Origin of the sequence: Xanthomonas sp. NCPPB 3583 (assembly GCF_041475715.2) — a bacterium.
Taxonomy (GTDB): domain Bacteria; phylum Pseudomonadota; class Gammaproteobacteria; order Xanthomonadales; family Xanthomonadaceae; genus Xanthomonas; species Xanthomonas euvesicatoria.
In genome coordinates, this window is the sequence record NZ_CM191263.1 from 3,071,611 (window position 1) to 3,094,194 (window position 22,584).

Sequence of the window (22,584 nt, forward strand, 5' to 3'; positions counted from 1 at the left end):
GCCCGCCTTCGACCCGGGCGACCGGAGGGCTTGCGACGACCACGCAAGCGCATGTATCGAGCGTCAGATGATTTGGATGCACGCGCATGCCAGCGCAAGTCGGCATCAGCTCACGCACCTTCCCGCCAACGCTAAACCACCCGCTTGCTTCAGTGATTGACGATCTCGCCGTGCATGGCCGCCAGACGCGCCAGCAGGCGGTTTTGCGTGCGACGCGGAATCTTGCGCTGATCCATGGCCCAGTTCAGATCCTCGACCAGGGCATTGAAGTCGCCTTCGCGGATGGCCAGGTGCGCGTGCGCCTGCTGCATCGATTTGGCGGTGTCCGGGCATGGGCCGTCGGCGACATGGCAGAACTTCTGCACCAGGCGCTCGTTGAGCATGACGATATTGACGCGCGCGAATTTATCGACGATGCGTGGATCGTCGGCGATGCGCGAGAGCATGGTTTCCACCAGCGCTTCGATGCCGGCCTGCCCGCCGAGTTCGTCGTACAGCGTCTGCCGCGATTGCGTGCTGGCGCAGGCGCTCGTCAGGCCCAGCACGCAGAGCAGCGACCAGCGCAGCCATCGGTTCATCAGAACGCCACCTGCAAGGAGAGATAAGGGCCGCGCTGATCGGCAAGCGTGGCGATGTCGCCAAGATCGGCGAATGCAGCGGTCAACGAGACATGCTTACTCGGGAACCAGGCAACGAATGCATCTGCCCACGCTTGCTCGCGCGCAAAGCCGAGGTTATTGGGTTTGTCGCGATATTCCACACCCACTGCCCAGGACGGCGACAGCACGACGGCGGCGCTGACCTCCGGAACCAGGCGATAGCTGTTGCGGCGATCGCCGCCGAAGCCGAGCAAGCCGGCCTGGTTGGCGCGGGTAGCGCGCAAGGTGCCGTTGAGCAGCAGCTGATATCCAGCAGCGCCCTGCAGCAACAGGCGGCTTGCGCTGACATAGATGTCGGTGCCGTGATCGTCGCGCGCACCGATCGCCAACGGCAAGGTGCCGTTGCGCAGGCGTTTGTACTGCACGCCCAGGCTGACTTGTGGCGCATGTCCATACACAAGGTCGCCGGCCACGCGCACCTTGGCACCGAACACGTCCTGGCCAAGCGCATTCCATGGCAAGCCGAGCCGGTCCTGCAAGGTGCCCAGATCCAGGCGCTGGCGGGCAAGCGACAGTTCCAGCCGATTGCCGACCGTGAGCGCGGCGCCCTGCACGTCGAGACGGTAATCGCCGCTGTCGACATGGGTTGCGAACGCGACGGTGCCAAGCTCGTCGCGCGTGCCGTACCCGGACAACGTGGCCCACGGCACGATGCCGCCGCCGCTACTGCCTTCGATCATCGACACGCCGCCGGTGGCGAGCAGGCGCCCGTCACCGGCCAGGGCATGCAGCGGCGCGAACACGCCGGCCACCGCAGCAGCAACAAGCGCAACACGCAGATGCCCGCTCATCGCTGCACTCCTGCATGCGCTGGCGTGGTGATACCGAGTTGGCGCATGCACCAGGCCACCAGCGGCGCTTCTTCCAGCGGTGGCGAATACAGATAGCCCTGCACCATGTCGCAGCCGTAGCCGCGCAGCAACGCGAGGGCCGCGGCGTTCTCGACGCCTTCGGCAATCACGCTCAGCCCTAGGTTATGCCCCAGATCGATCGTGCTGCGCACGATGAAGGCATCGTCGGTGCCTTCGGCCAACTGCATGACGAAACTCTTGTCGATCTTCAATTCGTTCACCGGCATGCGCTTGAGTTGTGCCAACGAGGAATAGCCGGTGCCGAAGTCGTCGATGGACAGGCGCACGCCGACACTGCGCAATTGATGCAGCATGTGCAGCGCGAATTCGACATCGCGCATCAGGGCGCTTTCGGTCAATTCCAGTGTGACCGACTGCGCTGGCACGGCATGATGCTCCAGGCAGCCGCGGACGAAGTCGGGCAATCCGGGATCGGACAGATCCAGTGCCGACAGGTTGATGGCCATGCCCAGTTCCAGCCCTTGCTTGCGCCATTGCGCCTGGCAGCGCAGAGCTTGGTCCAGCACGAAGCGGGTGAGCGGATGGATCACGCCGGAGTGTTCGGCAAGCGGGATGAATTCGTCCGGGCCGATCGGCCCTAGCACCGGGTGATGCCAGCGCACCAGCACTTCGACCTGTTCGACATGATCGGTGCGCAGACAAATCTTGGGCTGGAAGCGCAAGGTGAGTTCGTTGGCGCCGATGGCCTGACGCAGATCGCCGGTGAGGCGCAAACGCCGCAAATGCTGTTCGTCCTGGCCCATGCGGTAGACGCTGGCGCCGAAGGCGGCCGTCGTACCGACCTGCCGCCGTGCAATGTCGGCCCGGCGCAACAAGGTGTCCGGGTCGGCGCCGTGCTCGGGAATCAAGGCGATGCCGATGCTGGCTTCGAGCTGGATGCGCGCCTGCGGCAACACCAGCGGGCGGCGCAACTGCAGCAGCAGGCGCTGCGCATCCTGCTGCACGCTGGCCGCATCGGCTTGCGCCACCACCACCATGAATTCATCGCTTCCCAGCCGGCCCACCAGGTTGGGCTCCTGCACGACCTCCACCAACCGACGCCCGGCTTCCACCAATACCTGGTCGGCGAAGTCGTGGCCCAGGCTGTCGTTGAGTTCCTTGAAGCGCTCCAGATCCAGGATCAGCACCGCGGCGGTGCCACCGGATGCCACGGTCTGATCCACCACGTCCTTCAAGCGTTCCAGCAACCAGATCCGGTTAGGCAACCCGGTCAGGGCGTCATGGCGGGCCTGATGCAGGATGTGCTGTTCGCGGCTGGCGATCTGGTGCTGCATGCGCCCGAAACTGTCGGCCAGTTCGGCGAGTTCGCGGCCCGGCGGCACCTGCACGGCGGTGCGGTAATCGCCGCGCTGAATGCGCCGTGCGGCCTGCACCAGTTGCGCCACCGGTTTGCTCACGCTGCGCGCAAGAAAAATCGCCACGCCCAGTGCAGCGACCGTGGCCAAGCCTGCCAGCAGCAGGATCCGCAGCTTGAGGATGCGGTACGGCGCCACGGCGCGATCCAGCGATGCCTGCAAGGCCACCCGCACCTGGCTGTCGCCCTGGATCGATTGCAGCCTGACCAGATAACGCGACTCATCCAGCGTCAGCGGGATCGATGCAGCCTGCACCTTCTCGGCCAGGGGCAGCTGCTGCGCGAATTGGGCGCGCGCCGAGGGCTCCAGGGTGGAGGCCAGCACGCGCACCGGCGGGCCATCGGTAAAGAAGGTCGCATCCAGCCCGGTGGTGGTGCGGAAATCCTGCGCCAGGCCATCGCCGGATTCGTTGCCGATCCCAATCCAGCCGACCCGGTTCGGCGCCAGCACCTGCACCACCGCCAACCGCACGATGTGCTGATTCAGCGCCACCACACCGACCGCGCGTCCATCGCGCTGCGCTTGCTGCAGCAAGGCCTGCACCGCACGCAATTGTTCGGCCTGCGGCACGTCGGCCAGGCCGGTCAAGAATTGGCCATCGGGCGACAGCAAGAGCGCGGTTTGCGCCGACATGCGCGCGGCGTGGTTACGCAAGGCCGACTGCATGGTCGGCACATCGCCGCTTGCAACGGCCGCACGAAACCCGAAATCGTCGGCCAGCACCGACGCCGACTGCAGCAGCTGTTCGTCGCGGCGCACGTTGATGCGTTGCCAGACCCGCTGCCCGATCTCCAGCTCTTCGCCAAGTTGCGCCTTGACGCTGCGCTCGGTCGCCACCTGAACGGCAAGGAAGGTCAGCGCCTGGGTGGCAAGCACGACCAGCACGAGCAAGGCCGCGATGCGGGTATGCAGGCGCATCGGCCTCATGGGCGCGGCTTCTTCGGGTCGGCGTTACGGAACTTGTCCTGCAGGGCGCGCACGCGCGCATCCGGTGGCGCCACGGCCGGCGCGGCGCCGGTGGTCTGCAGAGTCACGCGGCGCTGCACTGGTTCGCGTGTGATCACCAACGGCTCGCTGCTGGCCGCGCCCTTGATGCGCGGGTGCCAGACCCGCAGCGTGTAATTGCCCGCAGGCGCCTCCAGCTGGGCGCGGCCATTGCTGCCGGTCTTGCCGAAATACGGCGTGTCCAGCACCACGATGTAACCCAGCATCCAATCGTGGATGTTGCAGCCGATGGTGACCAGACCCGCCTGCTCGAAACGCACCGGCGTTGGGGTGGTGCCTTGAAACAGCGGCAGCTCGAAGCGCTTGGCCGGAGAGAATGAATACACCTGGTGGCGAATCTGATCGTTGTTCGGAAAGCGCACCAGGGTGCCGGTGCGCACTGCGAGCACGGCAGGCACGAACTGCGAATTGACCTGATCCATCTCCGCAGTCTTGGCCGCGGCTGGCGGAGCCGGCCGCGCCGGCTCCAGGCTCACGACCGCATCGACCAGCACGCCGCCGGCATCGGCGACGGTCACATTGACCGCTGTCGCCGACACCGATCCTGCGCCGGCACAGGCCGCCAGCACCGACACGACACCCAGCCATTTGATCCATCGCATGCGCACGCCCCCAGCCCTGTGCAATCGGCAGCGGGCGCCAGGCGAGTCCGACGTCGCGCTAGCGATTAGCCTCGGTTATCGGCCCGAGTGAACGCAAGCTTTAACCAGACGCGAGCGGAATCTTCTGAACAGAAGTGCGGCACCGGTCACCGGTGGTGTTGCGAGCGCGGCTGTTGCGCAGGCGCAGATCACTTCAGCTTGATCTCGCGCAGACGCTCTTCCAGGAAGCCATGCGCCGTGATCGGCTCCGGATAACGGCTGGGATTGTCGGCGCTGATGCACGAGGGCAGCACGTCGATGAGGAAATCCGGATTGGGATGCAGGAAGAACGGCACCGAATAGCGCGGCTGGCGCGCCTGCTCTCCGGGCGGATTGACCACGCGGTGGATGGTGGACGGATATACATGGTTGGTCAGGCGCTGCAGCATGTCGCCGATGTTGACCACGATGGTGTCGGCGTCGGCAGTGAACGGCACCCACTCGCCATCGTGGGAACGCACTTCCAGGCCGGCGGCACTGGCACCCACCAGCAAGGTGATGAAATTGATATCGCCATGCGCACCGGCACGCACGTTGGGAATGTCGTCGCTGGTGATCGGCGGGTAATGGATCGGCCGCAGGATCGAATTGCCGTTGTTGGTCTTGTCGACGAAGTAGTCCTGCGGCAGGCCGATATGCAGCGCCAGCGCCGACAGCACGCGCGAACCCAGTTGATCGAGCTGCTGGTACAGCTGGTAGCCGCGCTCGCGGAAGCCCGGCACTTCGCTGGGCCACAGGTTCGGCGGCATCACTGCGCGGTACGGCGAATCGTCCGGAATCTCGCGGCCGATGTGCCAGAACTCCTTCAGGTCGAAGTGCTTGGAATCCTTGGCGGTTTCCACGCCGAACGCGGTGTAGCCGCGCGCGCCACCGCTGCCTTCCACGTGATAACGGCGCTTGGTCGCTTCGGGCAACGCGAAGAACGCCTTGAACACGTCGTAGGCGGCGTCGATGTCGGCCTGGGCGATGCCGTGGTTGCGGATGCCGGCAAAACCCCACTGCCGATAAGCCGCTCCGAGCTCGGCGACGAAGGCGTCGCGATCGGTGTCGAAACGGGTGATGTCCAGCGTGGGGATGCGCGCGCTCATACGGATGTCTGCAGTCAAGGTCGAAAGGTCCAGAGAAACCTGCTGATCAGATCAGCAGGCGATACAACAGGTAGAACGTGGCGGCCTTGGCGATGACCACGCACACGCCAATGACGATCGACTCACGCCGCGTCACGCACTGCACCCGAGAGCCGGTCGAGCGTGTCCTGCATCAGGCCGGCGTCGTCAGCCTCCACGGTCACCCGTACCACCGGTTCGGTGCCCGACGGGCGCAGGAACGCGCGGCCGCGCCCTTGCACGGCGGCCTGCGCCTGCTGCAATGCCTGCTGCACGTTGACCGCTTCCACAATGGCCTTGGCGGTGCCGCCATCCAGGCGCACGTTGACGGTCTTCTGCGGCACCTTGCTCAGGCTGGCCAGCGCCTCGCGCAGGCTCTGCCCATCGCGGCCCAGCGCTTCGAGCACCTGCAGCGCACTGACGATGCCATCGCCAGTGCTGGCACGGTCCAGGCACAACAGGTGACCGGACGTTTCGCCGCCCAACGTGCCGCCGCCTTCGACCAGGGCCTGATGCACGTAGCGGTCGCCGACCTTGGCGCGCTGGAACGGGATGTTCAGTGCAGCCAATGCCTGTTCCAGACCGTAGTTGGTCATCAAGGTGCCGACCACGGTACCCGTCAGCCGGCCGCTGGCCTGCCACGAGCGGGCCAGCACATACAGCAGATCGTCGCCATCGACCGGATTGCCCTGGTCGTCGGCCATCAGCACGCGGTCGCCGTCGCCATCGAAGGCGATGCCCAGATGCGCGCCGCACTCGCGTACCTTGGCGGCGAGATTGTCGATATGGGTCGAGCCCACGCCGGCGTTGATGTTGAGCCCGTCCGGCGCGGCGCCGATGACCACCACCTCGGCGCCCAGCTCGCGGAACAGCATGGGTGCGATGTGATAAGTGGCGCCATGCGCGCAATCCAGCACCATCTTCAGCCCGTGCAGGGTGAAACCGCGCGCCACGCTGGCCTTGCAGAATTCGATATAGCGGCCGATCGCGTCACGGGTGCGAATGGCCTTGCCCAATCGCTCCGATTCCACCGTGTGGAACGGCTCGTCCAACGCCGCTTCGATCGCCGCTTCGGTGGCGTCGTCGAGCTTCTCGCCTTCGGCGGAGAAGAACTTGATGCCGTTGTCGTAATGCGGATTGTGCGAGGCACTGATCACCACCCCCGCATCGGCGCGCAGCGTGCTGGTCAAAAAGGCGATGGCCGGGGTCGGCATCGGCCCGATCAGCTGCACGTCGGCTCCGGCGGCAACCAGGCCTGCTTCCAGCGCCGCTTCGAACATGTAGCCGGAAATGCGGGTGTCCTTGCCGATCAGCACCAATGGCCGCTTGCTGCGGCCCTGGGTCAGTACACGGCCAAGCGCATTGCCCAGGCGCAGCACGAAATCGGCCGAGATCACACCCTGCCCGACCCGGCCGCGGATGCCGTCGGTGCCGAAGTACTTGCGTGCGCTCATGCGGCGTCGGCGTCTTGCGGATGCGGCTGCCGCATCATCATCGCGGTGAGCTCGGCGATGCGGTCGCGCAGCTGGCGGCGGTCGCAGATCTGGTCGATGGCGCCGTGGTCGAGCAGGAACTCCGAGCGCTGGAAACCTTCCGGCAGCGTTTCGCGCACGGTCTGTTCGATCACGCGCGGGCCGGCAAAGCCGATCAGCGCATGCGGCTCGGCGATGTTGATATCGCCGAGCATCGCGAACGAGGCCGACACGCCACCGGTGGTGGGATGGGTCAGCACCGAGATATACGGCAGGCCGGCTTCGCGCAGGCGGCCGAGCGCGGCCGAGGTCTTGGCCATCTGCATCAGCGAGAACAGGCCTTCCTGCATGCGTGCGCCGCCACTGGCGGAAAAGCACACGAACGGGCAGCCCACTTCCAGCGCCACTTCGGCCGCACGCGCAAAGCGCTCGCCGACCACCGACCCCATCGAGCCGCCCATGAAGGCGAAATCGAACGCAGCGGCGACCAGCGGATTGCCCTTGAGCGTGCCGCGCATGGCGATCAGCGCGTCGTATTCGCCGCTGGCCTTCTGGCTGGCCTTGATGCGCTCGCCGTAGCGCTTCTGGTCCTTGAACTTGAGCGCGTCGACCGGCCCGAGCTGAGCGGCGATTTCAGTGGTGGCGGTGTCCGGGTCGAACAGCGAATTCAGGCGCGCGCGGGCGCGGATGGCCATGTGGTGATCGCATTTCGGGCACACCTCGAGGTTTTCTTCGAGTTCCGGGCCGTACAGCGCGCTCCCGCAATTGCTGCACTTTTCCCACAGGCCCTCGGGGACACTGCGCTTCTTGGCCGGGGTGTTTTCGGTGCGGATGCCGGAGGGCATCAATTTGCTGAGCCAGCTCATGCGTGTATGACAATCCATGCAGGGCGGCCTGGCGGGCCGCAGAGGGGCGACAGTCTAACGCGCCGTGGGAATGCCAAGGTAGCCGGGGTCATGAATGCGGGATCTGGCGCAGAGACTTGCGGTCTTGGGCGGCGTGATGTCTCTGCGCAGGATGGCCGCGGACATATCGCGGCGACTGCCGTGGCGCGATGCGGCGCAATGGATTGGCTGCACGTGGCTGCGCCCGCCCCTCGCCCCACTCCCTAGCGCTGAGAGAGACGTTAGCGCTGAGAGAGACGTTCGGTTCTCATTTCTGGTCGAGCGCCTGGCGCAACGGGGCCAGGAACGCTTCGGCGCGCTCACGGGCGCTGCGGACCTCGCCTGCGTCCGCCAATGCGGCGACCAGGGCACTGCCCACCACCACGCCGTCGGCATCCACGGCCATGGCAGCGGCGCTGGCCGCATCCTTGATGCCGAAGCCGGCCACCACCGGCGCGCCGGCACGCTGGCGCAGCTGGCGCAGGCGATCGCTGGCGGCATGGGTGTCGAGCAGATTGGAGGCGCCGGTGACGCCGGCAAAGCTGACGTAGTACAGATAGCCCTGCGCGGTGCTGCACAGCATGTCCAGGCGCTGCTCGCTGGTGGTGGGCGAAGCCAGTGCGATCAGCGCCAAGCCGACCTCGGTAAAGATGGCGCGCGTTTCGCCAGCTTCTTCCGGCGGCAGGTCGACCAGCAGCACACCATCCACGCCCGCGGCGACCGCGGCTTCGGCGAAGCGTCGCGTGCCATGGATCTCGATCGGGTTGAGGTAGCCCATCAACACCACCGGAGTGGTGGCATCTTCGCGACGGAACTCGTGCACCGCTTCGAGCACATACGCCAGGCCGGCGCCGCGTGCCAGCGCGCGCTCGGAGCTGCGCTGGATGGTGGGACCGTCGGCCATGGGGTCGGAGAACGGCACACCCAGCTCGATCACATCGGCACCGGCGCGCACCAGCGCGTGCATCACCGGCACGGTGGCTTCCAGCGATGGGTCGCCGGCGGTGATGAAGGGGATCAGTGCCTTGCGCCCATTGGCACGCAGCTCGGCGAAGCAGGAATCGATACGACGCATGAAATCACTCGAACAAGGGAGGAAAGCCAGCTGCCATCTAACCTCAGGTGGCAAAGAAATACCGCATCAGCGCAAAGCACAGCGCAAACAGGTAGCCGTGGGAAAATCGATCGATGCGCAGCACCGGGTCGCCGCGACGCGCACGCCACGCACCAAGCGCGGCCATCAGCCCACCGGCGACCAGCGGCGCGATCAGCAGCGCTGCCAGTCGCGCGCCCAAGGTCGCAGTGAGGTGCTGCGGCAGCAGGCAGAGACTGACACCGCCAAGTAACGCGCCCAGGATTGCGTAGCCCACTGCCGCCAGCCAGGGCGAGGGCCTGCGCTCGAACGACTCGGCGACAGAGTGCAGGCCAACTTCGATCAGCAGCTCGGCCAAGGCCTGCAGGAGCACCTCGGCCACCAACTGGAGCATTCCTTCGAGCATCGCCGCGTCCCTGCATCCGGATAGCGTCAGCCGCCACCACTCTTAAAGAGCGATCCCCTCGCGCGCTGCGATGGTATGCACATCCTTATCGCCACGCCCGGACAGATTGCACAACACCAGCGCATCCCTGGGCAGCTCGCGCGCAAGCTTGATCGACTGCGCCACCGCATGGCTGGACTCGAGCGCGGCAAGAATGCCTTCGGTATGCGCCAGCAGATGGAAGGCGGCCATCGCCTCGTCGTCGGTAATGCCCTGGTACACCGCGCGACCGCTGTCGGACAGGAACGAATGCTCCGGGCCCACACCCGGGTAATCCAGGCCGGCGGAAATCGAATGGGTCTCGGTGATCTGGCCGTCATCGTCGCAGATCACGTAGGTGCGGTTGCCGTGCAGCACGCCCGGGCGACCTGCGGCGATGGAGGCGGCGTGGCGGCCGGTGGCGATGCCATCGCCGGCCGCTTCGGCGCCATAGATCTTGACGCCCGGATCATTGAGGAAGGCATGGAACAAACCGATCGCATTGCTGCCGCCACCCACGCAGGCACTGATCGCATCCGGCAGCCGGCCATAGTCCTGCAGCATCTGTTCGCGCGCCTCGCGACCGACAATCGCATTGAAGTCGCGCACCATGCGCGGGTATGGGTCCGGGCCAGCCACGGTGCCGATGATGTAGAAGGTGTCGCGCACGTTGGTCACCCAGTCGCGCATGGCTTCGTTGAGCGCGTCCTTGAGCGTGGCCGAGCCGGAAGTCACCGGGATCACCGTGGCGCCGAGCAGCTTCATGCGGTAGACGTTGATCTTTTGCCGCTCGATGTCGGTGGCGCCCATGTAGACCACGCATTCCAGGCCCAGGCGTGCCGCCACGGTGGCACTGGCGACGCCGTGCTGGCCGGCGCCGGTCTCGGCGATGATGCGGGTCTTGCCCATGCGGCTGGCCAACAGCGCCTGGCCGATGGTGTTGTTGATCTTGTGCGCGCCGGTGTGGTTCAGGTCTTCGCGCTTGAGCAGGATCTGCGCCCCACCCACTTCACGGCTGAGCCGCTCGGCGTGGTAGATCGGGCTGGGCCGGCCGACGTAATGCTTGAGGTCCTTGTCGTATTCGGCAATGAAACTCGGGTCCTGCCGCGCCTGATCGTAAGCGGCGGACAATTCCTGCAGTGGGCCGATCAAGGTTTCGGCGACGAAACGGCCACCGAACTTGCCGAAGTGACCGGCAGCATCCGGATAGGCGTAAAAGTCACTGATGGGCTGGGCCGACATGGGAATCCTCTGCAGCGATGCGTCATACGAGAGGCATCACTCTAGCGCAGCCGCGGCGCGCGATAAATCGATAAGATTGCCGCAACCTGTGAGCTGGAATCACATATGAGCGCCTTGCTTCCTCCATTGGCGGCGCTGCGTGCGTTCGAAGCTGCCGCGCGCCTGCAGAGCATCAGCCGTGCTGCGCAGGAATTGCACGTGACCCATGGCGCCATCAGCCGGCACGTGCGTTCGCTGGAACAGGCGTTGGGCGCGGCGCTGTTTGCGCGCCAGGGCCGCGGCCTGGTGCTGACCGCAGCGGGCGTTCGGCTTCGCGATGCCACCGGCGAAGGCTTTGGCGTGATTGGTCAGGCCTGGGCGGCATTACAACGCCCGGCCGCCGAAGCGCCGCTGGTGCTGGGGTGTTCGGGCAGCTTGCTGGCGCGCTGGGTGATTCCGCGCCTGGGACTGCTGCAGCAAGAGCTGCCTGACGTGCGCCTGCATCTGTCGGCCAGCGAACAGCCACCTGGTCCGGAGCTGGACGGCTTGGATGCCGCCCTGCTGCTGGACACCCCGCCCTGGCCCAGCGAGTGGCAGGTGCACACCCTCGGCGTGGAGTGGATTGGGCCGGTGCTGAGCCCTCAGCTCGCATCGACCCTGCAGATCGAGGGGAGCAACCCGGCCGCGCTCGGCGATCACGCGCTGCTGCACACCCGCTCGCGCCCGCAAGCCTGGCCGGAATGGGCCCAGGCGCACGGGCTGGCACCTGAGGGGCTGCGCTTCGGTACCGAATTCGAACACCTGGTGTATCTGTTGGAAGCCGCTGCCGCTGGTCTTGGGATCGCGATTGCGCCGCAGCCGTTGGTCGCCGCGGACCTGGCAGCCGGGCGCCTGCTGGCGCCATGGGGCTTCACCGCCACGCGAGGGCGCTGGGTCTTGTGCGCGGCCAAGCGCAACCCCGATCCACGCATCGAACGGCTGGCCGGCTGGCTAGGCAAAGCGCTGGCGACAGACCAGCACACCTCTTCAACCCTGCAGGCAGCGGAGAACTGAGCAGCCATCGCGCGCGATCACCCCATGAGCACTTCGCCAGCTGCTGGCGCATCGCGAACACGTGCAAGCGAAAAGGCGCAAGGATCAGGCGACTGTCCAGTGGATCCTGACGCAGCGGTGTTGCAGGCAAGAAGCAGCGCTTGAGATGCCTCGGCATAGCCGCTGCCACGAATCCCGAACCCCAACCACCCTCACGACATGTCGTGACAATCCGCCCGCCGCACTTCCTCGACGAACTTGCGCATCTTGTGGCCGTCCTTGATGCCGGGCGCCAACTCCACGCCACTGGAAACGTCCACGCCCCAAGGCAACGTGGCCACGATGGCGTCGAACACGTTGTCGGCGTTGATGCCACCGGCCAGCAGAAACGGACGGTGCAAGCCGGTGGGCAAGCGCGACCAGTCGAAGGTCTTGCCGGTGCCGCCGCCCGCGCCGGGCGCATGGCTGTCGAACAGAAAGCCAGCGGTATTGGGATACGACAACTGCAGCGTGCGCGCGTTGGCGTCCTCGCCATTCACGCCGCTGCTGCCCATCGGCACCGCCTTGAGATACGGCAGGTTGAAGCTACGGCAGAACGCGTCGTCTTCCTCGCCATGGAACTGCAACAAGGTCGGGCGCACGGTGCGCACCACTTCGCGCACTTCTTCCTTGGAATTGTTGCGGAACAACGCCACCACATCGACCATCGGCGCAATGGCCTGGCGCATCGCGCGCGCCTCGGCCGGCGCCACGCGCCGGGGGCTGCCATGCGCAAAGATGAAACCTACCGCGTCCACACCCAGCTCGCCGGCCAGCCGGATATCGCCGGCGCGGGTCATGCCACAAAACTTGATACGGGTGCGGTACAGCGATCGATTCATTGGGTCACCTCAGCAGGCAGATGCCACTCTGCAGGATACAGAGGTCCGATAAATACCAGACCTTGTGGCGGCGCTGTCGGGCCGGCCACAGTGCGGTCGCGTCCGGCGAGCAACGTCGCGATCCAGTCGGCCGGCTGCTCGCCGGTACCGACCAAAATCAGCGAACCCACAATATTCCGCACCATGTGATGAAGGAATGCATTGGCCTGGACCTGCACCTCCACCACCTCGCCGATACGCTGCACGTGGATGGCCTGCAGGTGACGGCGCGCGTGCAAGGCCTGACATTGCACGCTGCGGAACGCGCTGAAATCGTTCTCGCCCAATAAGGCCTGCGCCGCCGCATGCATGGCATCGGCATCGAGCGGGCGACGCTCCCAGCTCAGGGTATGCCGATACAGGGCTGGGCGAATCTGCCGATTGAGCAGGCGATAGCGGTAACGACGCGCGCGTGCGGAAAAGCGCGCGTGGAAGTCATCGGCTGCCGGCACGCACCAGCGCACGGCGATCGACGGCGGCAGGCGCGCAGTGGTGCCCAGCATCCAGCCACGCGGCTCGCGGCGTGCGTCGCTATCGAAATGCACCACCTGGCATTCGCCATGCACGCCCGCGTCGGTGCGCCCGGCGCAGACCACCTGCACCGGCGCATCGGCGACCGACGACAAGGCCGCCTGCAGGCTGGCCTGCACGCTCGGCCCGCCATGCTCGCCCAACTGCTGCCAGCCCTGGAACTCGCTGCCGTCGTATTCCACGCCCAGCGCGTAACGCATCGGTACCTGCCCTATGAGTGAATCGATGAAATCGGCGCGCCGGTCATGCCGCCGCCATCGCAGGCGATTGCCAGCACAGCCCCGTCGCTGCAAAAAAGGTGAAGTGTACGAGCCGCATTGGCTGGTGCCGAGCCGCGGGACGCGCGTGCGACCAGCGCGCAGTCAGTCGTCGGACGCGACGCTGCGCTCGGACCACACGGCCAACGTGGTGCCGCCGGGCTCGCGGAAATGAAACCGACTGCCGCCGGGAAAGCCGAAGACCGGTTTGACGATCACCCCGCCTGCGTCACGCACGCGCTCGATCACCGGGGCCAACGCATCGGCATACAACACCACAAGCGGCCCACCCTCGTCCGGCGCCGGCGCGGCTGCACGGTAGAAGCCGCCGTCCAGGCGTCCATCGTTGAAGGCCAGGTAATCCGGACCGTAGGCCTGGAATTGCCAACCGAACACCGCTTCGAAGAACGCACGGCTGGCATCCGGATCGATGGAGGCGAACTCCACATAGTCGATCCGGCGCTCGCGTGCGTCACTTTCCTGCGCAGTAAGGCGATCGATCGCCGGGCTCATGCCAGGCGTTCCAGCAGCTCGGCGGCTTCGGCGCGCGTGGCGTCGTCGCCGGTGGCGGCAACTTCCAGCAGCAGGCCGCGCGCGGTGTCCTTGTCGCCCAGGTCCATGTAAGCCACCGCCAGTTCCAGGCGATCGCGCCCGGCCGAGGCGACGTCCCGGCTGGCCGAGGGGCTGGGCGCAGCGCTCGGCGCCGCAGGCGGACGCTCGAAATCCAGGCTGTCTTGCGTGGCCACCGCTACCGGGGAAGCGGTAGACGGGACATCACCGATCGTGGGCGCGACATCTGCGTGACTCGCTTCCACGGCCTCGGACGCCGGGTGCGGCGGAGCCTGCGCCGCGTCGACGGGGGCGCTGTCCTGCGGCGGCGTTGCCACCACCGGCGGTGCGGCTCTCAGCGCACGCCAATCGTCGCTGTTGACCGCCATGGGCGCAGCAGCCGGCTCGGACGGCAGCGGCTCGCGACGCAGCACGTCCGACAATGGTTGCTGCGCGTCATGGGCGCGCTCTTCGTCGCGCAGATCGGCCTGCTCGAATTCGGTCTCGTGCACCACATCGGGCTCGCTGGGCTCAGTGGCTTGCGTCGCCTCTTGTGGCTCGGCGGCCTGCACCGGCGCGCCAGGCAGGACGAAGTCGAACTGCCGACGCGGCAACGGCGGCAGCGGCGAGGGTTTGCGACGGCGCGCGGCCAGCCACGCCACCACGGCCGCGACGATCAACACCAGCCCGCCGATCAACCACAGCGGAAAACCGCCACCCTGTTGTGCGGCCGCCGGGGTTTCCGACAGGCGCTTCTGTGCAGCCGCCAGGTCGCTGTCCTTCATGGCGATCAGCGCTTGCTGTTGCTGCTTGAGCTTTTCCAGATCCGCCACGCGGGTCCGCAGGTCCTGCAATTCCGCATCGCGGGTGGCGATGTCTTCCTTGGCCTGTTGCAACTGTTGATTGGCCGCCATCTCGCCCTCGCCTTCGGCACTGGTGCCGGACGTGACGCCGGCCTTGTTGGTCTGACTCGCCACTGCAGGGGCGATTTCGAGCCGCGCGCCGTTGCCAGCCGCTGCGGCAGGTGTGGCGGGCGGCGGCGTTGCGGCAGCGGCGGCGCCGGCCTCGGCCGGTTGCGGCACCGCCGATCGCGCCTGCCGCCACTGGGCGGCCTGCTCGCGCACCATGACCGCCGCTTCGGCCGCACCGACCTGGGCAAGCGCGTCTTCCTGCGGCGTGCGCAGCACCGCGCCCTGCTTCAGGCGATTGATGTTGCCGTTGATGAAGGCGTCCGGATTGGTGCGCAGCAACGCCAGCATGGTCTGGTCCAGCGAGTGCCCGCTGGAACGCGCCACCGCCGCGGCGATCTCCGACAAGGTCTGGCCCGCGCGCACGGCCGGCAACGTGTCGCCGGCCTGCGTCGCAGACGCAGCAGACGCACTGCCAGCTGCACGCGCAGCCGGTTCGGCCCTGGCGTTGTCCTGCGCGGCGGGCGCGGCGACCGGCGCCGGCTCGCGTGCGATCGCATTGCTGGAACCGGCACGCGGCGCTTCGATGGCCGGCTCGGCGATGGCGGCCGCGGTGTTGGGCGCATCGACCAAGGCGGAATATTCGCGCACCAGCCGGCCCTGGCCCCACTCCACCTCGATCAGGAAGTTGATCGCCGGCTGGTCCACCGCCTGGCTGCTGGTCACGCGGATCACCGCACGCCCGCGTGCGTCCTGCGCGAACTGGAACTGCAGATTGCTGACCAGCCCTTGCGGGCGCTCCAGGCCGACGCGCGCAAACGTGGTGGCCGATGCCAGTGCCACGCGCGCGTTGTCCAGTTCGCCCGGCTCGTTGGAGATGACCGGAATCTCGGCCACCAGCGGTTGCCCGGGCTTGGACAGCACCCGGATATCGCCCAGTCCCAACGCCATTGCAGCGCCGCTGCAGGCCATCAGCAGCAACGCACCTATCCCTTGTATCGGACGCATCGCGCCCCCGCCCCTATGTTTCATGGGCATCAATATAGCCGCTGGATGAGCGAAAAAGTCGGCGCCGTGATGCAGAGCGCTGTGCCAGCGACACTGCCGCAGTGCGGCATGCATGCGTGGCCAATGCAAACCGGCAAGTGCTGATGGGCGCTCTCACTGCGCGAGGTCTCAAGCGCGCAACGGCCTGTCGGCAGATTGCGTGGTGCAAAGTCACGCGCTGCGGGATGCCATGACATGGCGCCAATGGCGTGTCGCCTGAGCAGGCACGGAGTGTGTGCGAGCGGCTGGCGACAGGTCTGCGCACTGCAAGCTGCAAGGTCCTCCAATGCCACATGAGGCGATACGCGCACGTGCGCATGCCCGCAGACGCGCGATGGGCAGCGCGCCTGCAGGTGGAATTCGGTTGAGGTGGAATTCGGTTGAGAATCGAGCCGACGTTCCATGTGTCGGTGCGCACCCTGCCGGAGCGCTTGCGCGCGGTGCGCCTCTCTGGGAAGCATCACCGCGCGCCGGCATGCTCCAGCACGTGCACGGCGGTTGAGAGCGCCAACCGCACGTCGCGAGCCGTCCCCATGCAGGCGCGAACGGCGCGCTCAGCATCGCAGTGGCCGGGTGAGGCCTGCTGCACCAGGCGCCGGCCGCGCGCACGCATGGCGGCTGCGCGGTCGTCTTTGTCGTGCTGCTTAGCCTTCCTGTGCGACCAGTTCGGCCAGCTGCACGGCGTTGAGCGCAGCGCCCTTGCGGATATTGTCGGAGACGATCCACAAGTTCAGGCCGCGCGGATGCGAAAAGTCTTCACGGATGCGGCCGACGAACACCGCATCCTTGCCGGAAGCATGCGTGACCGGCGTCGGGTAGCCGCCGGGCTTGCGCTCGTCCACCACTTCCACGCCAGGCGACGCTGCCAGCAGCGCGCGCGCCTGCTCCACGGTGATCTTGTCGCGGGTCTCGATCGCCACCGCTTCGGAATGGCCGTAGAACACCGGCACGCGCACCGCGGTGGGGTTCACCTGGATGCTGTCGTCGCCGAGGATCTTGCGGGTCTCCCAGACCAGCTTCATCTCTTCCTTGGTGTAGCCGTTGTCCTGGAAGTCGTCGATGTGCGGGATCAGGTTGAAGGCGATCTGCACCGGGAACCGCTGCGGGTCGATGTCCTGAAAGCTCAACAACTCGCTGGTCTGCTTGCCCAGTTCTTCCATCGCCGAACGCCCGCCGCCGGAGACCGACTGGTAGGTCGCCACGTTGATACGCTCGATGCCGTACTGGCGGTGGATCGGGCCCAGTGCCACCAGCATTTGCATGGTCGAGCAATTGGGATTGGCGATGATGCCGCGCGGGCGCTGCTTGAGCGCTTCCGGGTTGACCTCGGACACCACCAGCGGCACGTCGTCGTCGTAGCGGAAGGCTGAGGAGTTATCGATCACCACCGCACCGGCCGCGGCGAACTTGGGGCCGTATTCCTTGGACACGCTGCCGCCGGCGGAGAACAGCGCGATGTCCACGCCGGCGGGGTCGAACTCGGCCAGGTCCAGCACATCGACCTTGCCGCCATTGAACTCCACCTGCCCGCCCGCCGAGCGCGACGACGCCAGCGCGTACAGGGTGGCGACCGGGAAGTTGCGCTCGGCCAGGATGCTCAGCATGGTCTCGCCGACAGCGCCGGTGGCGCCCACGACGGCGACGTTGAAACGACGGTTTTCGTTGCTCATGAGTTTGTCTTTATCGAAAGGGGAAATGAGGAAGCACTGCGCGCTGGGTTCGGGGAACCTCCAACGCTGGCCGCGGAGGTTCCCTATCGTTTGGTCGAAATGCTGCCGGTGACGCCGTTTTTTTTCGCGTCCACGCCGGTGCCGCCACGTTTGGTAGCGGCAACTGCATCGGCGTTGAGGGCGCTCGGCGGGTTGCCGGCATGCGGGCCCTTGCCCAGCGCAGCGATCAGGTTGTCCACCGCCAGTTGCACCATCGCGCGGCGCGTGGCCAGGCTGGCGCTGCCGATGTGCGGGGTGAGCACCACGTTGTTCAGCGCCAGCAGCTCCGGACGCACATGCGGCTCGCCTTCGTAGACATCCAGGCCGGCACCGGCCAGGCGGCCGTTGGCCAGCGCATCGGCCAATGCCAGCTCATCGACGATGCCACCGCGGGCGATGTTCACCAGCGTGGCGGTGGCGCGCATCTTGCCCAACGCCGCGGCATCGATGATGTGGTGAGAGTCCCTGGTGTACGGCAATACCAGCACCAGGTGATCGGACTGCGCCAGCAACGTCTCGAAATCCACGTACCGTGCGCCCAGCGCCTGTTCGGTAGCGGCCGGCAACGGGCTGCGGTTGTGGTACAGCACGCGCATGCCGAAACCGTGCGCACCGCGCCGGGCGATGCCTTGGCCAATGCGTCCCATGCCCAGGATGCCGAGCGTGCTGCCGTGGATATCGGCGCCGAGCATGGTCTTGAACGACCATTGCCCCCACTGCCCGTCGCGCAGCCAGCGCTCGGATTCGGTGATGCGGCGCGCGGTGGCCATCAGCAACGCAAAGCCGAGATCGGCCGTGGTTTCGGTAAGCACGTCCGGCGTGTTGCTGGCCAGGATGCCGGCCGCGCTCAAGGCCTCGATGTCGAGATTGTTGTAGCCCACGCCGACATTGGCGATGGCGCGCAGCTGCGGCGCGGCGGCGATTTCGGCCGCGCCGATGCGCTCGTTGAGGGTGATCAGGGCGCCGTCCAACGGTGCCAGTTGCGCGGCCAGCTCGGCCGGCGAATATGCGCTGACGCGCTGCGTGGTGGTCAGCTCGAAATGCTCGCCCAACTGCGCGACGACATCGTCGAACAGCGGCTGGCTCACCCACACCCTGGGACGACGTCCGTCAGACATCGACCTGACCGGGAATGCGCGGCGACACCTCGCCCACATCGCCGCACTGGGCACGATGGCGCAACGCCTGGTCCATCAGCACCAGCGCCATCATCGCCTCGGCGATCGGGGTAGCGCGGATGCCCACGCACGGGTCGTGCCGGCCGGTGGTGATGACATCGACCACGCTGCCATCGGCATCCACCGTCGCGCCGGGCAGGCGCAGGCTGGAGGTGGGCTTGAGCACCATCGAGGCGGTGACCGCCTGGCCGGTGGAGATTCCGCCCAGGATGCCGCCGGCATGGTTGCTGAGAAAGCCTTCCGGGGTGATCAGGTCGCGGTGTTCGGTACCCTTCTGCGCCGCGCTGGCGAAGCCGTCGCCGATCTCCACGCCCTTGACCGCATTGATGCTCATCAACGCCGCCGCAAGTTCGGCATCGAGCTTGCCGTAGATCGGCTCGCCCCAGCCTGCCGGAACGCCGCCGGCCACCACGTCCACGCGCGCACCGACCGAGTCGCCGGATTTGCGCAGCGCGTCCATGTAGGTTTCCAGCTCCGGCACCTGCGCCGCATGCGGCCAGAAGAACGGGTTGTCTTCCACCGCATCCCAATCGAAACCAGCGGGACGGATCTGGCCCAGCTGCGACAGGAAACCGCGCACCAGCACGCCATAGCGCTGCTTGAGCCACTTCTTGGCGATCACGCCGGCGGCCACGCGCATGGTGGTTTCGCGCGCCGACGAACGCCCGCCGCCGCGCGGATCGCGAATGCCGTACTTCTGCCAGTAGGTGTAATCGGCATGGCCGGGACGGAACTGCTGGGCGATGTTGCTGTAGTCCTTGCTGCGCTGATCGGTATTGCGGATCAGCAAGCCGATCGGCGTGCCGGTGGTACGGCCTTCGTACACGCCGGACAGGATCTCGATCTCGTCGGCCTCGCGGCGCGCCGAGGTGTGCCGGCTCTTGCCGCTGGCGCGGCGCTGCAGATCGTGGGTGAACTCTTCCGGCGCGAGCTCCAGGCCGGGAGGGCAGCCGTCGACGACGCAACCGATCGCCGGCCCGTGCGACTCGCCGAAGGTGGTGACAGTGAACAGCTTGCCGAACGAATTGGCACTCATGCGCGCAGGCTCATCGCTGCGCGGCCAGCTCGGCGATGCGGGCACCGTGGGCGATCAATTCGCGGCATTCCACCGCGAAGATGCCCATCTGCCCGACCTTGAACTCGACCCAGGCCAGATCCACTTCCGGCAGCAGCTTGACCAGGTGCTGCTCGGACTCGCCCACTTCGCAGATCAGCAAGCCGTCTTCGCTCAGGTGCTGCGGCGCATCGCGCAGGATCTTCAACACCAGGTCCAGGCCATCGTCGCCGGCGCGCAGGCCGAGTTCGGGCTCGTAGGAATACTCCTGCGGCAGCGCGTCGGTTTCCTCGTTGGTGACGTACGGCGGGTTGGTGACGATCAGGTCGTACTGGCGACCGCCCAGACCGTTGAACAGGTCCGACTTGAGCAAGGTGACATTGTCGGCATGCAGGCGCGCCTTGTTTTCGGCGGCCAGCGCCAGCGCATCGTCGCTGATGTCCACGCCATCCACATCCCACTGCGGGTTGTAGTGGCCCATCGCGATGGCAATGCAGCCCGAGCCGGTGCACAGGTCCAGCGCGCGAGTCACTTCGCGCCCGCCCAGCCAGGGCTCGAAGCCGGCTTCGATCAATTCGGCGATCGGCGAACGCGGCACCAGGGCGCGCGCATCGCTCTTGAAACTCAGGCCTGCAAACCAGGCCTCGCCGGTGAGGTAAGCGGCCGGCACGCGCTCGGTGATGCGGCGCTCGAACAGACCAAGCACCTGCTCTTTTTCCGAGCGCAGCAAGCGCGCCTGGCCGTAGGCCGGGCCCAGATCGTGCGGCAGATGCAGGCTGTGCAGGACCAGCTGGGTGGCTTCGTCCAACGCATTGTCGTAGCTGTGGCCGAAGGTCAGACCGGCTGCGTTGAAACGGCTGGTGCCGTAGCGGATCAGGTCGATGATGGTATGCAGTTCGTCGGCCGCGGCGGCAGTCATGGCAACAACTAAAGAGGAATCGGCCCCCGATTATAGAGGTCGGATCGGTATCATGAGCGTCCGTTGCACTGGAAACCGCCATGTTCAATCGCAATACCGGCATCGTGCTGCTGGTGGCCCTGGCCGCTGGCCTGGGGATGTTGCTGGGCCAGAAGTTCCTTGGCGGCGCGCCCAGTTCGCCATGGCCGCCCACCAAGACCATCACCTTTTATCCGCAGCCGCGCCCGCTGCCGCAATTCAGCCTGCGCCAGTCCGACGGCACCCAGCTGGTGCCCGGCGAACTCAAGGGGCATTGGACGCTGGTGTTTCTGGGCTTCACGTTCTGCCCCGATGTCTGCCCCACCACCTTGACCGATCTGGCAGTGGCGCAACAGCAATGGGAAAGCATTCCCGATGGCCTGCGCCCGCGCGTGCTGTTCGTGTCGGTGGACCCGCAGCGCGATCCGCCCGCGCGCCTGGGCGAGTACGCACATGCCTTCCACAAGGACACCCTGGCCGCCACGGCGGACGTGCCGGCGTTGGAGCGCTTCGCCACCGCGCTGGGCTTCGTGTTCCAGAAGGTCCCGGGCAAAGGCTATGCGCAAAATCCCAACGACTACAGCATGGACCACTCCGCCGGCATTGCCGTGCTCGATCCGCAAGGCCGCCTGGCCGGGCTGATCCGCCCCCCGCTCGATCCGAAGGCGATTGCCGCCGACCTCCAACAGCTGACCAAGGTAACCGCTCCGTGAGTCTTGTCACTTCCCTGACCTACGTGCTGCCGCACCGGTTGCTGTCCTCGCTGGCGCGCGCGCTGGCCTACTCGGATAGACCCGCCACCAAGCAGTGGTTGATCGACACGGTCACACGCAAGTTCGGCGTGGACCTGAGCGAGGCACAGGAGCCGGATCCGCGCGCCTATCCCACCTTCAATGCGTTCTTTACCCGCGCCTTGAAGCCCGGCGCACGCGTGCCGGATGCCGACCCGGCTGCGTTGCTGATGCCCGCCGACGGCCGCATCAGCCAGCTCGGCCCGATCGAGAACGGCCGCATTTTCCAGGCCAAGGGGCAGTCGTTCACTGCTGCAGAATTGCTTGGCGACGAGGCCGCGGCGGCGCCGTTCAACGACGGCCTGTTCGCCACCGTGTATCTGTCGCCCAAGGACTACCACCGCGTGCATATGCCGTGGACCGGCACCCTGCGCGAGACCGTGCACGTGCCAGGGCGGCTGTTCAGCGTGGGCCCGGACGCCGTACGCAACGTGCCGCGCCTGTTCGCGCGCAACGAGCGGCTGGTCTGCCACTTCGACACCGATTTCGGCCCGATGGCCTCGGTGATGGTAGGTGCGCTGCTGGTGTCCGGCGTGGAGACGGTCTGGAGCGGCGTGGAGATTCCGCGCTATGGCGACCGCATCACGCGCAAGGACTACCGCGGCAAGGGCATCGTGCTGGAGAAGTTCGCGGAGATGGCCAGGTTCAATTACGGCTCGACCGTCATCGTGTTGCTGCCGCCGGGTGTGGCGACGCTCGATGGCGGGCTTGCGGCCGAAGCATCGGTTCGTCTTGGCCAGGCACTCGCGCGTCGTCAGTGAAGTGCAACGCCGCCCTCGTAGGAGCGGACCTGGCCGCGGCCAGGCGTTTCCGGTGATACGCCGCCCCCACGCGCACGCCATCCTGCTCAGCCTCGGATGAAGAACATCCGGCATAAAACGGGCTGTTTGGATGGTTTGGTTGCGACCGGGTCCGCTCCCACGGCAACCAGGCTTGTCG

21 protein-coding genes are annotated in these 22,584 nt (G+C 66.6%); 3 read left to right on the forward strand and 18 right to left on the reverse strand.

The annotated features are described in order from the left end of the window. Window positions 1-149: 149 nt before the first annotated feature. The 10 genes from ACCQ07_RS13465 to trpB all read right to left on the reverse strand — a co-directional run bounded on the left by ACCQ07_RS13465 (window position 150) and on the right by trpB (window position 10,753). A complete protein-coding gene (locus ACCQ07_RS13465) occupies window positions 150-578 on the reverse strand; it encodes a group I truncated hemoglobin (RefSeq protein ID WP_008570964.1) in 429 nt (142 codons plus the stop codon). Continuing rightward, window positions 578-1,450: a DUF3034 family protein gene (locus ACCQ07_RS13470; RefSeq protein ID WP_008570963.1), complete on the reverse strand. Its 873-nt coding sequence runs from the start codon at window positions 1,448-1,450 to the stop codon at window positions 578-580. The genes ACCQ07_RS13465 and ACCQ07_RS13470 overlap by 1 nt, the downstream gene beginning before the upstream one ends. After that, complete coding sequence (locus tag ACCQ07_RS13475) at window positions 1,447-3,813, reverse strand: putative bifunctional diguanylate cyclase/phosphodiesterase (RefSeq protein WP_218505873.1); 2,367 nt, start codon at window positions 3,811-3,813, stop codon at window positions 1,447-1,449. Before ACCQ07_RS13475 ends, ACCQ07_RS13470 begins: the two co-directional genes overlap by 4 nt. Continuing rightward, complete coding sequence (locus ACCQ07_RS13480) at window positions 3,810-4,493, reverse strand: methylamine utilization protein (protein WP_109291388.1); 684 nt, start codon at window positions 4,491-4,493, stop codon at window positions 3,810-3,812. The genes ACCQ07_RS13475 and ACCQ07_RS13480 overlap by 4 nt, the downstream gene beginning before the upstream one ends. A gap of 188 nt (window positions 4,494-4,681) precedes the next feature. Further along, on the reverse strand, window positions 4,682-5,620 hold the full coding sequence (locus ACCQ07_RS13485) for an isopenicillin N synthase family dioxygenase (protein ID WP_011347947.1): 939 nt from the start codon (window positions 5,618-5,620) through the stop codon (window positions 4,682-4,684). 122 nt (window positions 5,621-5,742) lie between these two features. Then, window positions 5,743-7,092 (reverse strand): phosphoglucosamine mutase, encoded by a 1,350-nt coding sequence (gene glmM, locus ACCQ07_RS13490; protein WP_122272597.1) that lies wholly within the window; start codon window positions 7,090-7,092, stop codon window positions 5,743-5,745. Next, window positions 7,089-7,976 (reverse strand): acetyl-CoA carboxylase, carboxyltransferase subunit beta, encoded by an 888-nt coding sequence (gene accD, locus ACCQ07_RS13495; protein ID WP_008570957.1) that lies wholly within the window; start codon window positions 7,974-7,976, stop codon window positions 7,089-7,091. Before accD ends, glmM begins: the two co-directional genes overlap by 4 nt. 286 nt (window positions 7,977-8,262) lie before the next feature. Beyond that, the gene (trpA, locus tag ACCQ07_RS13500; protein ID WP_031423335.1) at window positions 8,263-9,069 is read right to left on the reverse strand and encodes a tryptophan synthase subunit alpha; all 807 of its coding nucleotides are present in this window, start codon (window positions 9,067-9,069) and stop codon (window positions 8,263-8,265) included. A gap of 43 nt (window positions 9,070-9,112) precedes the next feature. Then, entirely contained in the window at window positions 9,113-9,493 is a 381-nt protein-coding gene (locus ACCQ07_RS13505; RefSeq protein WP_218210746.1) for a hypothetical protein, read from the reverse strand. Window positions 9,494-9,535: 42 nt separating this feature from the next. Beyond that, on the reverse strand, window positions 9,536-10,753 hold the full coding sequence (gene trpB / locus ACCQ07_RS13510) for a tryptophan synthase subunit beta (protein WP_005914297.1): 1,218 nt from the start codon (window positions 10,751-10,753) through the stop codon (window positions 9,536-9,538). Window positions 10,754-10,858: 105 nt separating this feature from the next. Here trpB and ACCQ07_RS13515 point away from each other — a divergent pair, with 105 nt between their 5' ends. Then, on the forward strand, window positions 10,859-11,785 hold the full coding sequence (locus ACCQ07_RS13515) for a LysR family transcriptional regulator (protein ID WP_031423341.1): 927 nt from the start codon (window positions 10,859-10,861) through the stop codon (window positions 11,783-11,785). A 191-nt stretch (window positions 11,786-11,976) separates the two neighbouring features. Here ACCQ07_RS13515 and ACCQ07_RS13520 read toward each other — a convergent pair whose 3' ends face one another. The 8 genes from ACCQ07_RS13520 to prmB all read right to left on the reverse strand — a co-directional run bounded on the left by ACCQ07_RS13520 (window position 11,977) and on the right by prmB (window position 20,836). Next, window positions 11,977-12,645: a phosphoribosylanthranilate isomerase gene (locus ACCQ07_RS13520; protein WP_372363386.1), complete on the reverse strand. Its 669-nt coding sequence runs from the start codon at window positions 12,643-12,645 to the stop codon at window positions 11,977-11,979. Then, window positions 12,642-13,415 carry a tRNA pseudouridine(38-40) synthase TruA gene (truA, locus tag ACCQ07_RS13525; protein WP_136732725.1) on the reverse strand — a complete coding sequence of 258 codons (774 nt, stop codon included), beginning with the start codon at window positions 13,413-13,415 and terminating at the stop codon, window positions 12,642-12,644. Before truA ends, ACCQ07_RS13520 begins: the two co-directional genes overlap by 4 nt. A gap of 162 nt (window positions 13,416-13,577) precedes the next feature. After that, window positions 13,578-13,985: a VOC family protein gene (locus ACCQ07_RS13530; RefSeq protein WP_008570950.1), complete on the reverse strand. Its 408-nt coding sequence runs from the start codon at window positions 13,983-13,985 to the stop codon at window positions 13,578-13,580. Then, window positions 13,982-15,937: a type IV pilus assembly protein FimV gene (locus ACCQ07_RS13535; protein ID WP_443098100.1), complete on the reverse strand. Its 1,956-nt coding sequence runs from the start codon at window positions 15,935-15,937 to the stop codon at window positions 13,982-13,984. The genes ACCQ07_RS13530 and ACCQ07_RS13535 overlap by 4 nt, the downstream gene beginning before the upstream one ends. A gap of 683 nt (window positions 15,938-16,620) precedes the next feature. Further along, window positions 16,621-17,646, reverse strand: coding sequence for an aspartate-semialdehyde dehydrogenase (locus tag ACCQ07_RS13540; protein ID WP_011347954.1), 1,026 nt, complete (start codon window positions 17,644-17,646; stop codon window positions 16,621-16,623). Window positions 17,647-17,729: 83 nt separating this feature from the next. Further along, window positions 17,730-18,803, reverse strand: a complete 1,074-nt coding sequence (locus tag ACCQ07_RS13545) for a 2-hydroxyacid dehydrogenase (RefSeq protein WP_014090539.1) — start codon at window positions 18,801-18,803, stop codon at window positions 17,730-17,732. Continuing rightward, window positions 18,796-19,899: a chorismate synthase gene (gene aroC / locus ACCQ07_RS13550; protein WP_008577522.1), complete on the reverse strand. Its 1,104-nt coding sequence runs from the start codon at window positions 19,897-19,899 to the stop codon at window positions 18,796-18,798. The genes ACCQ07_RS13545 and aroC overlap by 8 nt, the downstream gene beginning before the upstream one ends. Before the next feature lie 10 nt (window positions 19,900-19,909). After that, window positions 19,910-20,836, reverse strand: coding sequence for a 50S ribosomal protein L3 N(5)-glutamine methyltransferase (prmB, locus tag ACCQ07_RS13555; RefSeq protein ID WP_008577520.1), 927 nt, complete (start codon window positions 20,834-20,836; stop codon window positions 19,910-19,912). 80 nt (window positions 20,837-20,916) lie between these two features. Between prmB and ACCQ07_RS13560 the strand changes: the two genes are divergently transcribed. Both ACCQ07_RS13560 and asd read left to right on the forward strand, forming a co-directional pair. After that, window positions 20,917-21,567, forward strand: a complete 651-nt coding sequence (locus ACCQ07_RS13560; RefSeq protein WP_008577518.1) for an SCO family protein — start codon at window positions 20,917-20,919, stop codon at window positions 21,565-21,567. Continuing rightward, a complete protein-coding gene (gene asd, locus ACCQ07_RS13565; RefSeq protein WP_057681391.1) occupies window positions 21,564-22,406 on the forward strand; it encodes an archaetidylserine decarboxylase in 843 nt (280 codons plus the stop codon). Before ACCQ07_RS13560 ends, asd begins: the two co-directional genes overlap by 4 nt. The last annotated feature ends 178 nt before the right edge of the window (window positions 22,407-22,584 follow it).

What these genes read in the sequence shown, in the direction of transcription:
- ACCQ07_RS13465 (WP_008570964.1), bottom strand. Translation starts at nt 578, where the DNA reads ATGAACCGATGGCTGCGCTGGTCGCTGCTCTGCGTGCTGGGCCTGACG.
- ACCQ07_RS13475 (WP_218505873.1), bottom strand. Translation starts at nt 3,813, where the DNA reads ATGAGGCCGATGCGCCTGCATACCCGCATCGCGGCCTTGCTCGTGCTG.
- ACCQ07_RS13515 (WP_031423341.1), top strand. Translation starts at nt 10,859, where the DNA reads ATGAGCGCCTTGCTTCCTCCATTGGCGGCGCTGCGTGCGTTCGAAGCT.
- trpB (WP_005914297.1), bottom strand. Translation starts at nt 10,753, where the DNA reads ATGTCGGCCCAGCCCATCAGTGACTTTTACGCCTATCCGGATGCTGCC.
- ACCQ07_RS13470 (WP_008570963.1), bottom strand. Translation starts at nt 1,450, where the DNA reads ATGAGCGGGCATCTGCGTGTTGCGCTTGTTGCTGCTGCGGTGGCCGGC.
- ACCQ07_RS13545 (WP_014090539.1), bottom strand. Translation starts at nt 18,803, where the DNA reads ATGTCTGACGGACGTCGTCCCAGGGTGTGGGTGAGCCAGCCGCTGTTC.
- accD (WP_008570957.1), bottom strand. Translation starts at nt 7,976, where the DNA reads ATGAGCTGGCTCAGCAAATTGATGCCCTCCGGCATCCGCACCGAAAAC.
- ACCQ07_RS13560 (WP_008577518.1), top strand. Translation starts at nt 20,917, where the DNA reads ATGTTCAATCGCAATACCGGCATCGTGCTGCTGGTGGCCCTGGCCGCT.
- aroC (WP_008577522.1), bottom strand. Translation starts at nt 19,899, where the DNA reads ATGAGTGCCAATTCGTTCGGCAAGCTGTTCACTGTCACCACCTTCGGC.
- glmM (WP_122272597.1), bottom strand. Translation starts at nt 7,092, where the DNA reads ATGAGCGCACGCAAGTACTTCGGCACCGACGGCATCCGCGGCCGGGTC.
- trpA (WP_031423335.1), bottom strand. Translation starts at nt 9,069, where the DNA reads ATGCGTCGTATCGATTCCTGCTTCGCCGAGCTGCGTGCCAATGGGCGC.
- ACCQ07_RS13485 (WP_011347947.1), bottom strand. Translation starts at nt 5,620, where the DNA reads ATGAGCGCGCGCATCCCCACGCTGGACATCACCCGTTTCGACACCGAT.
- ACCQ07_RS13505 (WP_218210746.1), bottom strand. Translation starts at nt 9,493, where the DNA reads ATGCTCGAAGGAATGCTCCAGTTGGTGGCCGAGGTGCTCCTGCAGGCC.
- ACCQ07_RS13535 (WP_443098100.1), bottom strand. Translation starts at nt 15,937, where the DNA reads ATGCGTCCGATACAAGGGATAGGTGCGTTGCTGCTGATGGCCTGCAGC.
- ACCQ07_RS13540 (WP_011347954.1), bottom strand. Translation starts at nt 17,646, where the DNA reads ATGAGCAACGAAAACCGTCGTTTCAACGTCGCCGTCGTGGGCGCCACC.
- truA (WP_136732725.1), bottom strand. Translation starts at nt 13,415, where the DNA reads ATGCGTTACGCGCTGGGCGTGGAATACGACGGCAGCGAGTTCCAGGGC.
- ACCQ07_RS13480 (WP_109291388.1), bottom strand. Translation starts at nt 4,493, where the DNA reads ATGCGATGGATCAAATGGCTGGGTGTCGTGTCGGTGCTGGCGGCCTGT.
- ACCQ07_RS13530 (WP_008570950.1), bottom strand. Translation starts at nt 13,985, where the DNA reads ATGAGCCCGGCGATCGATCGCCTTACTGCGCAGGAAAGTGACGCACGC.
- ACCQ07_RS13520 (WP_372363386.1), bottom strand. Translation starts at nt 12,645, where the DNA reads ATGAATCGATCGCTGTACCGCACCCGTATCAAGTTTTGTGGCATGACC.
- prmB (WP_008577520.1), bottom strand. Translation starts at nt 20,836, where the DNA reads ATGACTGCCGCCGCGGCCGACGAACTGCATACCATCATCGACCTGATC.